Annotated in this window: 16 protein-coding genes; all 16 read left to right on the forward strand. The window is 46.2% G+C overall.

What is annotated here, in order from left to right:
• Positions 1-240: Gp49 family protein (locus IM753_RS12045; RefSeq protein ID WP_255518674.1), on the forward strand; the 240-nt coding region annotated here is incomplete at its 5' end.
• A gap of 96 nt (positions 241-336) precedes the next feature.
• Positions 337-651, forward strand: a complete 315-nt coding sequence (locus IM753_RS12050; RefSeq protein ID WP_194109382.1) for a phage tail assembly protein — start codon at positions 337-339, stop codon at positions 649-651.
• Positions 652-676: 25 nt separating this feature from the next.
• Positions 677-769, forward strand: a complete 93-nt coding sequence (locus IM753_RS13095; protein ID WP_208624053.1) for a hypothetical protein — start codon at positions 677-679, stop codon at positions 767-769.
• Positions 762-3143 (forward strand): phage tail tape measure protein, encoded by a 2382-nt coding sequence (locus IM753_RS12060; protein ID WP_194109383.1) that lies wholly within the window; start codon positions 762-764, stop codon positions 3141-3143. Before IM753_RS13095 ends, IM753_RS12060 begins: the two co-directional genes overlap by 8 nt.
• A gap of 24 nt (positions 3144-3167) precedes the next feature.
• Positions 3168-3944, forward strand: coding sequence for a phage tail protein (locus IM753_RS12065; protein WP_194109384.1), 777 nt, complete (start codon positions 3168-3170; stop codon positions 3942-3944).
• Between the two features lie 16 nt (positions 3945-3960).
• Positions 3961-4185: a tail protein X gene (locus IM753_RS12070; protein ID WP_194109385.1), complete on the forward strand. Its 225-nt coding sequence runs from the start codon at positions 3961-3963 to the stop codon at positions 4183-4185.
• Positions 4186-4200: 15 nt separating this feature from the next.
• Positions 4201-5028, forward strand: a complete 828-nt coding sequence (locus tag IM753_RS12075; protein WP_194109386.1) for a phage late control D family protein — start codon at positions 4201-4203, stop codon at positions 5026-5028.
• 10 nt (positions 5029-5038) lie between these two features.
• Positions 5039-5317, forward strand: coding sequence for a hypothetical protein (locus tag IM753_RS12080; protein ID WP_194109387.1), 279 nt, complete (start codon positions 5039-5041; stop codon positions 5315-5317).
• Positions 5318-5325: 8 nt separating this feature from the next.
• Positions 5326-5859: a phage baseplate assembly protein V gene (locus tag IM753_RS12085; protein ID WP_194109388.1), complete on the forward strand. Its 534-nt coding sequence runs from the start codon at positions 5326-5328 to the stop codon at positions 5857-5859.
• A 61-nt stretch (positions 5860-5920) separates the two neighbouring features.
• Complete coding sequence (locus IM753_RS12090) at positions 5921-6304, forward strand: GPW/gp25 family protein (protein ID WP_194109389.1); 384 nt, start codon at positions 5921-5923, stop codon at positions 6302-6304.
• 19 nt (positions 6305-6323) lie between these two features.
• The gene (locus tag IM753_RS12095) at positions 6324-7151 is read left to right on the forward strand and encodes a baseplate J/gp47 family protein (RefSeq protein WP_194109390.1); all 828 of its coding nucleotides are present in this window, start codon (positions 6324-6326) and stop codon (positions 7149-7151) included.
• Positions 7144-7734: a phage tail protein gene (locus tag IM753_RS12100; protein WP_194109391.1), complete on the forward strand. Its 591-nt coding sequence runs from the start codon at positions 7144-7146 to the stop codon at positions 7732-7734. The genes IM753_RS12095 and IM753_RS12100 overlap by 8 nt, the downstream gene beginning before the upstream one ends.
• The gene (locus tag IM753_RS12105; protein ID WP_194109392.1) at positions 7725-8489 is read left to right on the forward strand and encodes a hypothetical protein; all 765 of its coding nucleotides are present in this window, start codon (positions 7725-7727) and stop codon (positions 8487-8489) included. Before IM753_RS12100 ends, IM753_RS12105 begins: the two co-directional genes overlap by 10 nt.
• A gap of 151 nt (positions 8490-8640) precedes the next feature.
• Positions 8641-8979, forward strand: coding sequence for a Com family DNA-binding transcriptional regulator (locus IM753_RS12110; protein WP_194109393.1), 339 nt, complete (start codon positions 8641-8643; stop codon positions 8977-8979).
• A complete protein-coding gene (locus tag IM753_RS12115; RefSeq protein ID WP_194109394.1) occupies positions 8976-10130 on the forward strand; it encodes a GNAT family N-acetyltransferase in 1155 nt (384 codons plus the stop codon). Before IM753_RS12110 ends, IM753_RS12115 begins: the two co-directional genes overlap by 4 nt.
• Positions 10123-10659, forward strand: coding sequence for a formyltransferase family protein (locus tag IM753_RS12120; RefSeq protein ID WP_194109395.1), 537 nt, complete (start codon positions 10123-10125; stop codon positions 10657-10659). The genes IM753_RS12115 and IM753_RS12120 overlap by 8 nt, the downstream gene beginning before the upstream one ends.
• The last annotated feature ends 82 nt before the right edge of the window (positions 10660-10741 follow it).

Below are 10741 nucleotides of genomic sequence, written 5' to 3' on the forward strand. Positions count from 1 at the left end.
GTAATGACTAAACTTACCCAAGAAGACTTGCAAGCCTTGATTGCAAAAGAAGAGTACGCTCGCTTTGGCGAAACCTGCACCGTGTGTGCTTTAACTTTAAAAAGCGGTTATACCGTGATTGGCAAATCTGGCTGTATTGACCCAAAAATGTTTGATGAAAACATTGGGCGTAAAATCGCCTTTGACAATGCCATTAACGAGCTGTGGGCATTGCACGGCTATCACATTAAAACACCATAATGCCAATTCAATAAGCATTAAACCGCCCTAAAATTTCAATTTCATAAAAGCCTTTAAAATTACCCTTAACATTTTTCAACCGTTAAGGGTAATTTTATGTCTAAGCCAATTTCTCAAAACGCTAACACCATCAAACTTGAAACGCCTTTTACCACCGATGCAGGTGTGCCGATTGAACAAGTAACCGTCAAACCATTGGTGGTGCGTCAAATGAAAACCGCCCAAAAACAAGGCGGTGGCGATGATGCTGAAACCGAAACCATTATGATTGCAATGAGCTGTGATTTGGTTGTAGAAGACTTGGACAAAATGTTCCTTGCTGACTATATGGCGGTGCGTGAGCGATTTCAAGCACTCAATTTCAATCGTACCACAGGAAAGCTGGACGAAACTGCAATCGCTACTCGCTAAATGGTTTCATATCCAGCCTTCTGAAATGGAAGCGATGACGGTGGACGAGTTTTTGGCGTGGGTGGATGAAGCCAATGCCCAAATAGATAGGCAAAATAAGGCGATGACAAATGGCTGATATGAATTTATTTGTACGCATTGGGGCAGTGGTGGACGGCAGTCTGTCTCGTGCCTTAAATGGGGTCAATAATGATTTAAATCGCCTTGACCGTACCGCCCAAGCTCTCACCGCAAGACAACAAAGACTGGGCGATATTATGGCTCGGTCTTTGTCTCGTCCACACGCTGACATTGGCAGATTGCAACAACAATACCAACGCACCACCAACGCCATTAACCAAGTTATCCAAGCCCAAGAACGCCTAAACCGCTCTATCGCTCGTGGGCGACAAATTGGACAACTCCAAGACATCAGCAAAAGCAATTTTACCAACAGCGTTGGTTCATTGACGGCTTTTGCTGTGCCTGTGGGGAGTGCCATTCATCAAGCGGTTAAATTCCAAGACCGCATTATTGACCTATCCATTACCGCCGAATGGACAGCCAAAGAACAGGCTCGGATTGGCGAAACTGTGCGAGCCACCGCCCTACAATACAACCAAACCCTAGACGACATTGGCGTGGGACTAAATACCCTTGTCGCTGGGGGTATCTCGTCCGCCAAAGAAATTGAAAATTACACGCCCAAACTGACCCAAACGGCGACCGCTTGGCGTGCATCTTTTGAAGATTTGGGTAATACCACGGTTGCGTTAAAAAACAACTTAGGCATAGGCGATGCTGGTTGGGACAGAGCAATGAATATGCTCGGTTACACTGGTAAGGCAGGTCAGTTTGAAGTCAAAGATATGGCAAAATGGCTACCCAGCCTTACGCCATATTATCAAGCATTAGGGGTGCAAGGCGAGCAAGCGGTTGCTGAGATTGGGGCAAGTTTGCAAATCGCCCGAAAAGGGGCTGGTACTTCGGACGAGGCAGCCAACAATATGCGAAACTTCTTATCCAAGCTGACCGCCCCCGACACAATGAAAGACTTTGAGAAGGCTGGCATTGATTTACAAAAATCAATGCAAAACTTGGTTGCAAATGGTATGACCCCAATGCAAGCAATGTTTAGCACCATTGAGCAATATGTTGGCACAAAGTCGCCTAAGGCTCTTGCCGAATTTACCAAAGCAATGTCCATCAAAGACGACAAAGAACGGCAAATGGCGGTAGATAGGTTAAACGAAACCTATAAATTGGGCGAGCTGTTCCAAGACCAACAAGCGATGAGCTTTATTCGCCCGATGATAGGCAATAAAGATGAGTTTGAACGCATTAAACAAGGCTCGCTAAATTCTGCTAACAGCAACAGCATTGGCAAAGACTACGATAAGCGAATGGGGTCGTCCGCCGAACAGCTCAAATCTTTTAAAATCCACATTACCGACCTTGCCGTAACGATTGGCAATGCCCTGCTTCCTGCGGTCAATCAAACCCTAACCAGTATTAAACCAATGATAACCGCCTTTGGCAATTGGGCAAAACAAAATCCCACCTTAGTTGCCAGTATCATCAAAATTGTGGGCGGTCTGCTCATTGCCAAAGTTGCCTTTTGGGGCATTAGTTTTGCGGTATTGTCGGTGGTTAAACCCATTATGACCGCCGTTACCCTGTTTAATCGTTTGCGTGCGGGGATTGCAATTTTGCGTGGAATGGCGGTGCTGGGTCGTTTTGCTCCGATGGCGACTCGTTTTGCTTCTGCCATTCGTATGATTGGCACAGCTTTTACGGTGCTTCGTACGGTACTAATGGCAAATCCCATTGGGCTTGCGGTTGGGCTACTCATTATGGGAGCGGTGCTAATTTATAGGCATTGGACACCAATTAAAGCCTTTTTTGCAAACCTATGGGCAAGCCTAAAAGCCTTTGCCAGTAGTGGCGTGTCCAATATTTTAAAAACGATTGCCAGCTTTTCGCCTTTGGGTTTGTTTGTGAAAGCGTGGTCGGCGGTATTTGGTTATTTTAAGGGTCTTTCTGCAAAGTTTGCAGGTTTTGGGCGAGACATCATTCAAGGGCTTATCAATGGCGTAACGGCTAAATTCGGCGAATTAAAAGCCAAAATGAGTGCAATGGCAAGCTCCGTTGCTGGTGCGTTTAAAGGGGCGTTAGGTATTCGCTCGCCTAGCCGTGTTTTTATGGGCTTTGGGGCGAACATTGCCGAAGGGGTGGCAATCGGTATTGACGGCAAAACAAGCCAAGCCATCAAAGCAAGTCAATCAATGGCAAATCGGCTTGCCCAAACCGAGTATTCAAACAAGGTTTTGGCAAATAAATCTGGGGGCGGTGGCGGTGCTAGCACCATTCATTTTAGCCCAACCATTAGCGTTAATGGGGGCGGTGCTGATGTGGCAAGCCAAGTACAAGAAGGCTTGACAATGAGCTATCGTGAATTTGTGGCGATGATGGAACGCTATGAAAAAGACCGTAACCGCAGAGCTTTTGCCTAACCTAAAAAATAAGCGTGGGGAAAAATGATAACCAACATTGGCTCAATCCAAATCAAAGACAGCAAACTTCTGCAAGGGGTCAATGCTCGATTTGCCTATGACTTTGCCAAGCACGACTTAGCAATTGGCAAACCTGCCAAACAAAGGCTTGGGGCAACGCTTACCGAGTGGCGACTGACCGTGCGTTTGCATTATCAATTTTGCGACCCTGCGACTGTTTTGGCACAGCTACAAACCGTGTTAAATAACGGCAATCCTGTGCCACTGGTTTTTGATTATTTAGATTATGTGGGCTATGTTACCCTTGATGATGTTGATATAACTTTTGTGGAAGTGGCAACGAGTGGTCGTCCACTCATCATCGATGGCAATTTGACTTTGAGTGAATTTAGTGGCGATACCACCATTCGCCCCAAAGCCCCTGCGGTGCAAGATGTCAAGGCGGTGCAACAAAACCCGATTGCCACCGCCCAAACACCTGACATTAACACACTTTTGCCCACCGAACAGCCCCTGCAAAGTTTGGAGCGAGCCTTAATCGCCCAAATGCGAGCAAGGGCGTTAGTAAGACAAGCGGTTGATGTGGGTAATGGCGATTTTACCAAAATCAATGACCTAACCCAAACAGCAAGCCTATTATTTGGCGAGCTAAAAAAGAACGCCATTATCGGCACGCTACCACCGACCACCATTCCTGCTCACCAAGGCAATGTGGGGACGGTACTAGACACATTAAATGGTGGCAAATCCGTCCTTGCCACACTCGCCAAACAGCGAATACTAAGAAAACTGGCAATATAAAAAAGGGGGAGATAAGATGACAACCCAGTACTTACAACACCTTGCTAGCGAAGGCGACCGTTGGGATACGCTTGCCCATCAATATTATGCAGACGCTACCGATTATGAACGCATTATTGCCAGTAACCGCCATTTGCCGATTGAGGCGACTTTGTCGGCTGGGCAAATTGTTTTTATTCCTATTATTGTCAAAGATACCAATGCCCACGCCGTTCCTGCGTGGTTAAGAGATGATGAATAAAGAGAAACAAGACAAATGATTAAAACACCTGTCTTTACCCTGCTTTATAATAACAAATCCGCCACCGCCGATATTGCCAAAGACCTAATAGAAGCGGTGTTTACCGACCATTTGACAGGTGAAGCGGACGAGCTGGACATTACCCTTGCTGACCCCGACCGAAAATGGCTAGGGGACTGGTATCCGACTAAGGGGGCGACCTTGCAGTTTGCCATTGGTTATGACAATGAACCGCTCCTTGATTGTGGGACTTTTGCCATTGATGAAATTACCATCACAGACAGCCCAAACACCGTGCAAATCCGTGCCTTGTCTGCGTCCGTCAATGACAAACTACGCACCATTAAACACAAAGGCTATGACAATCAAACCCTAGACCAAGTGATAAAAGCGATTGCCAAAGAGCTTGGCTACACCGTCGAAGGCAAAATAGAAGCCCTGCAAATTGAACGGCTGACCCAACAAGAAAGCGACCTAGCATTTATAAAACGCCTTGCCGACACTTATGGTTATTTGGTAAAAGTGAGTGGCAAACGGCTGATTTTTAGCAAATTATCCGCCTTAAACAATGCCAAAAGCATTGCCACCCTTGACCGCAGTCAAATTTTTAGGGGCTGGCGATTTACCGACCAAATCCGCACCGTACCAGAAAAATCAAGCGTCACCAAACACAACCCCAAAACCAAGCAAACCATTAAGGCGAGTGCCAACAATACTAAAACCGAACCCAAAAAATCCGCCAATCCCAAGCAACAACCTACCAGCACCGCCAAACCCAAAAAATCGCCCAAGCCCTTAGTGGTCTATGGCGTACAAAATGGCAAAGTGGTACAGGTTAATTAAGGACATTGCAATGACAAGGCATAGCAAAGACACCAAAAAATTACACACCAATGCCACCAGCCAAAGCGTGGCGGACAGCAAAGCACAGGCGGGGCTTGCAAATTCACAAGACAAACAATGTGAAGGGCAATTTACCGTCTCGGGCGACACACGGCTGACGGCTGGGGGTAATTTTCATTTGACGGGTTTTGGGCGATTTGACAGCAAATACCGCATTAAGCAAGCGACCCACCGCCTTAGCCGAAGTACAGGCTACACCACAGAAATTGCGTTTTGTAAGATTGATTAGGGGGTAATATGGAACTTGTGTTTGGTCTGGTTCATCACATTGAATACGCACCACTTCGCATTCAAGCAATATTGCCTGATAAGGACGATATGCTTTCGCCTTTTGCCCTTGTCATCACACCCAGAAGTCAAAATGCCAAACACTTTGACCCACCTGTCAAAGGCGAACAAGTGGCACTGCTTTTGACCGATGATGGCGAGACGGCAATTTGTCTAGGTTCGGTGTTTAGTGATACAGACAATGCCCCAACCAATCGCCACCAATTCGCCAAAGTCTTTGATGACGGCACAGAGCTTACTTACGACAACGACAGCCACACTTTGACCGTGAATGCCATAGGTACAATCAACATCATTTGCCAAAATGCCAATATTACTGCTGACAAAACCACGATTGACGGAGCGGTAGAAATTAACGGCGACACGACCATCAATGGCACGGCAACCATTAGCAAAGATGCCATCATTGGCGGTAGGTCGTTTAAAACCCATAAGCACAGCGGTGTGCGTGGCGGTAATGGTTCTACCACGCCACCAGTCTAAGCCAAAAATACCTTAAACCGCCATAAAATCAGGAAACCCACAAACCTTTTATGATAGCATTATGAATATCAGCACCGAAACCAGCCCAATTTCCACCGCAAGCCATTGGCAACCGTCATTAGATGATGACGGCATTGTGATTGGCTTTGCCGATGTGGAGCAAGCCATTGCCATTATTTTGTCCACGCCAAAAGGGAGTGTGCCACACCGTCCAGAATTTGGCTGTGAAGGCTTGGGGCTTTTGGACGGACAATTTTCCAAAGTCGCTCCGCTGTTTATTGCTTATGCCACCGATGCGATTTTGGCAAATGAGCCACGAGTGCAATCAGTCAAAATCCGTGCCAAGCAATATGACGAAACAAGAGCATTTGCAGGGGCGGTGTTTAATATCCAATGGACACCGATTGATAGCCTTGTGCCACAAAATATGACTTATAAGGTTTAGTGATTTAAGGAAAAAAGCAATGATAACTCGCCCCATTTTAGACAAACCGCATTTTATAGATCGTGATGTGGGTGCCATCACCAGCGAGATTATTGCCTTGTATGAACAACTGGGTAACAAAAAACTCTACCCAGCCCAAGCTGACCGCCTGTTTATTGATGTGATTGCCTACCGTGAAATGCTTATTCGCACCCAAATTCAACTGGCGTGTGAACAAAATCTTTTGGCGTTTGCCAGTGGGGTAATGTTAGATTATTTGGGCGACTTTTTTGGTGTGGTGCGTCTTGATGACGAGACAGACGAACAGCTACGAGAACGCATTCGTCTAGCCCCCGAAAGCTATGCCACCACAGGCTCACGCCAAGCCTACATTTACCACGCCTTGTCTGCTGACAGCCAAATCATTGATGCGGATGCACTTCGGGGCGGTAATGGCGACATTTATATTCATATTTTGACCAGCGATGGCGTGGTGTCTGATGAACTTATCCAAAAGGTGCTTGACAATACCAGCGATGAGAAAAAACGCCCCTTGTCCGACCGTGTGTTTGTGGCAGGAGCAAAGGCAAAAGACTTTCGCCTTGTTCTTGAAATCTCGCCTTTATCTTTGGCTGTGCCTGATAAGGTATTGGCTGACAGTAAAGTGCGAGCCGAAAACTACACCAAAGCCCTAAGAGCCAAACTGGGGCGAGATGTCGTCCCAAGCCAAATCATTGACGAAGTGTCCAGCACCGACATTTGGCAAGTCAAGGTTATAGAGCCAGCCGAGCCTATTATTTTACAAGCCTTTGAATGGGCAAACTGCACCGACATTCAAATTCAAATGGGAACAATTCAAAATGGCTAATTTGGTTACTGATAGTGTGTTGCCAAGCCCTTTGCAAAATCAAAGGTTTTTGGTGCTTGAAAGTTTGTTAAAACGCTTGGATAGCTTACCGCCTTTTGCCTTGATAATGCTGATTGATATTACCCCAAACTCCGCTTTGACCGCCTTTGCCGACCAGTTTAGTTTGTTTGGGGACGGCTGGGAGTTTGCCCATTCTGATGACGAACAGCGAGAGCTTATCAAAGGGGCAATTCAAATCCATAGACACAAAGGCACACCGTGGGCTATCAAACGCACGCTTGCCTTGCTTGGGTTTGGGGATTGTGAGCTGGAAGAACGCTTTGGCTATTATACGCACGACCGCACCATAAGCCACGACCGCACAAGGTACTATGGCTATGGCGGACATTGGACATATTATAGGCTGATTATGCAAAAGCCCATTAGCAAAGCTGATACCGAAAACATTCGGGCGTTACTTGCTGATGTCGCCCCCTTACGATGCAAGTTGGCTTCTATTCATCTTAAAAATCTTAAACACGACCGCACCATCAATCACGATGGAGCTGTCCGCTACAACGGAGTAATCGCACAATGGCACTAATCAAAGAAACCGCCGAATGGGTAGAAAATATTTACCTAATTGAACCTAATGACCCCGTAGAAGGGGGCGAAGATGGCGTAGATAACCGACCACATATTGAGCTTGCCAACCGCACGGCATTTTTGAACAAAAAACGCCAAGAGCAAGAACAAAAAACCCAAGAAATTGATGAAAAAGTCAATGGCTTAACCACCCAAGTAAACGAGATACAAGTTACCATTCAAAATGGCGGTAACAACCAATCATCAGGCGACCTTGATACCAAACTTGCCCAAGAAGTCCAAGACCGCACCGATGGCGATAGCCATTTGCAAGGGCAAATTGATGTGTTAAAAGAACAGATTAAGCAGATTTTGGCGAAACAAGACGACCCCACCCCAGTTGTGCAAAATGAAACCGTGGCTTATTTGAAATTTATGGTTGTTGGTGGTTATAGAGGTGCAAATGTTACAGAAATAGATAAAACAGGCGACATTGCTGTTGGTAGTTTTGAAGGTGGCTACCCAAAATCTGTAACTGTTACCCTACCTGCGGATTTTGATGAGCAAATACATCGCTATCAAGTAAGAGCCAATGCTTTACCATATACAAGTGGCTTGACATCTGTGGCAGGCACTAGTCAATTTAGCACTCACAAGGTCGGTAACAATCTTGTGATTACCATTCCGTCAGGAAGTTATACCCAAAATAATCAAAGCATGACCAAGGTAGACTACGTCAGCATAGAGCTAACCATTGAAGTTAAACGAAAATAAAAACAGGGCAACGGCTTTTCTGCGGTAACAGTTAAGCCGTTCCCCATTGATAGCAAGCCTAAACCCACCTATCGCAAGAGTACGCCCTGTCTGCTTGTACAAGCAGGGCATATCATACCACATTATGAAGTATTATTGCACTAGGTAAAATATGAAACCCCTAAACTGTCAAAACTGCAAGCGAGTTTTATTGGAAATTGATGTTTTTAACCAGCTTGCCATAAAATGTCGCCGTTGCAGTCATTTTAATCATTTTGAGCGTGCCTTGCGTACCAATTTAGCAGACCTTGCGTCTCATAACCTGTTAAATATGGAGAACCCAATGGCACAGCCAACCCCACAAATCAACCCCAAAGCCCCCGCAAAAAACGGCTTTAACTATAAGCCCAAATTTGGCTTGATTATCCAATGCGATGATGAACCGCACCAACAGACCGTCTTTGAACACCTAAAATCATTGGGCTACAAAGCTAAGGTGGTGGTTGTATGATTGTCAATATTCATCACACTTGCACCGACTTTGACAGTTACCGAGCCGAACGGGTCAAATCTTTGTTTAATGTAGAAACTGGGGCAGATGTCAAAATCACAGCCGACCTACCCATAGAGAGCGAGCATTGGCAAGATGAAAACGGACAAGGCGACTGGCAACTTGGCGTGATTGTCGGTCGTTCTGGCACAGGCAAAACTTCTATTGGCAAACAAATCTGGGCAGACACACCCATTTATAACCCCACTTGGCAAGCTGACAAGCCCATCATAGACCAAATTGCCGTAGGCGACAGTATAGACAAAGCCACCGCTTGTCTGTCAGCCGTTGGACTTGGCACAGTCCCTGCGTGGCTACGCCCTTATCAAGTGCTTAGCAATGGCGAGCAGTTTCGTGCCAACCTTGCAAAGGCATTGGCAGACGAGCCAAACCGCCTAATCATTGATGAATTTAGTAGCGTGGTAGATAGGCAAATTGCCTGTATCGGTGCGAGTGCCTTTGCTAAGGCTTGGAAACGCACCAAGGGTAAACAAGCCATTTTGCTCACTTGTCATTATGATGTGCTTAATTGGTTAGAGCCTGATTGGGTGTATAACACCGACACGGGTGAATTTAGTGTCAATGACAGGGGGTTACTTTGGCAACGCCCACTCATTGCCTTTAACATCTACCAAACCAACTGGCAATTTTGGGAGCTTTTTGAGCCACATCATTATTTAAAAATGCCCAAAATGATTGCATCCACCAACTATGTGGCGGTGGTTAATGGCGAATTGGTGGCTCATTTGGCGGTGTCCACCAGACAAGGTTTGATTGAAGCCCGTGCTTGTCGCCTTGTGGTAATGCCAGAATGGCAAGGGGCTGGCATTGGAATGCGGTTTTTAAATGCCGTGTGCCAAATGTGGCTAGAAGGCAACAACCGCTACAATAAGCCCTTGCGAACCATTTTTCACACCAGCCACCCAAACCTTGCACAGGCGTTAAGGCGTGATAAGAAGTGGACGCAGATTAGTGCCAAACTACACGGCGACAACAAAATGCGAAGCCTGCAAACCCTATCCAAAGCAAGTGGCAAAAGTGCTGGCAGTGGCTATGGCGGACATTTTAGAGCGGTACAGGGTTTTAGATATTTAGGAGCTGATTTTGAATAAATTAAAAGTAATGATAGTCGGGCAAAAATGGCTTGCCGAGCAGTTGTTGGCGTGGTGCTTAATCCAGTCAAATATTGAAGTGGTTGCCGTGTCGCCCCCAAATGATACAGACCGCTTAGCACGGCTGGCAGTTGCCAACCTAATCCCCATTACTGTCCATAACAAAACCCTAACCGCCGACCAAGTACCGAATGGAGTGGACATTATCCTAACCGCCCACGCTTATTGTTTTGTTACCAAAAAAGCAAGAGACAAGGCAAGACTTGGGGCGGTTGGCTACCACCCAAGCCTATTACCCAAATATAAGGGCAAACACGCCGTCAAACTCGCATTTGATAATGGCGACAAGATTGTGGGTGGTTCGCTCTATCAGCTTGACGATGGTTGGGACACAGGGCAGGTGCTGGCTCAAAAGTCGGTAATGGTTGATGAGGGCGACACAATGACAAGTTTGTGGCAGGACAAGTTAGCACCGATTGGGGTGGAGTTATTTAGGGGGTATTTGATTGAGTTGATTGACAACCTATAAATGCAATACTATTTTGCAATATGCAATAAAAAAGCGTGGTAATTATCACGCTTTTTTGGGGGAAATTTTACGCTTGGCATCA

The organism is Moraxella sp. K127 (assembly GCF_015223095.1).
Taxonomy (GTDB): Bacteria; Pseudomonadota; Gammaproteobacteria; order Pseudomonadales; family Moraxellaceae; genus Moraxella.

Bases quoted from the DNA above. Each gene is read 5' to 3' on its own strand.
- IM753_RS12050 (WP_194109382.1), top strand. From the start codon at position 337: ATGTCTAAGCCAATTTCTCAAAACGCTAACACCATCAAACTTGAAACG.
- IM753_RS13095 (WP_208624053.1), top strand. From the start codon at position 677: ATGGAAGCGATGACGGTGGACGAGTTTTTGGCGTGGGTGGATGAAGCC.
- IM753_RS12060 (WP_194109383.1), top strand. From the start codon at position 762: ATGGCTGATATGAATTTATTTGTACGCATTGGGGCAGTGGTGGACGGC.
- IM753_RS12065 (WP_194109384.1), top strand. From the start codon at position 3,168: ATGATAACCAACATTGGCTCAATCCAAATCAAAGACAGCAAACTTCTG.
- IM753_RS12070 (WP_194109385.1), top strand. From the start codon at position 3,961: ATGACAACCCAGTACTTACAACACCTTGCTAGCGAAGGCGACCGTTGG.
- IM753_RS12075 (WP_194109386.1), top strand. From the start codon at position 4,201: ATGATTAAAACACCTGTCTTTACCCTGCTTTATAATAACAAATCCGCC.
- IM753_RS12080 (WP_194109387.1), top strand. From the start codon at position 5,039: ATGACAAGGCATAGCAAAGACACCAAAAAATTACACACCAATGCCACC.
- IM753_RS12085 (WP_194109388.1), top strand. From the start codon at position 5,326: ATGGAACTTGTGTTTGGTCTGGTTCATCACATTGAATACGCACCACTT.
- IM753_RS12090 (WP_194109389.1), top strand. From the start codon at position 5,921: ATGAATATCAGCACCGAAACCAGCCCAATTTCCACCGCAAGCCATTGG.
- IM753_RS12095 (WP_194109390.1), top strand. From the start codon at position 6,324: ATGATAACTCGCCCCATTTTAGACAAACCGCATTTTATAGATCGTGAT.
- IM753_RS12100 (WP_194109391.1), top strand. From the start codon at position 7,144: ATGGCTAATTTGGTTACTGATAGTGTGTTGCCAAGCCCTTTGCAAAAT.
- IM753_RS12105 (WP_194109392.1), top strand. From the start codon at position 7,725: ATGGCACTAATCAAAGAAACCGCCGAATGGGTAGAAAATATTTACCTA.
- IM753_RS12110 (WP_194109393.1), top strand. From the start codon at position 8,641: ATGAAACCCCTAAACTGTCAAAACTGCAAGCGAGTTTTATTGGAAATT.
- IM753_RS12115 (WP_194109394.1), top strand. From the start codon at position 8,976: ATGATTGTCAATATTCATCACACTTGCACCGACTTTGACAGTTACCGA.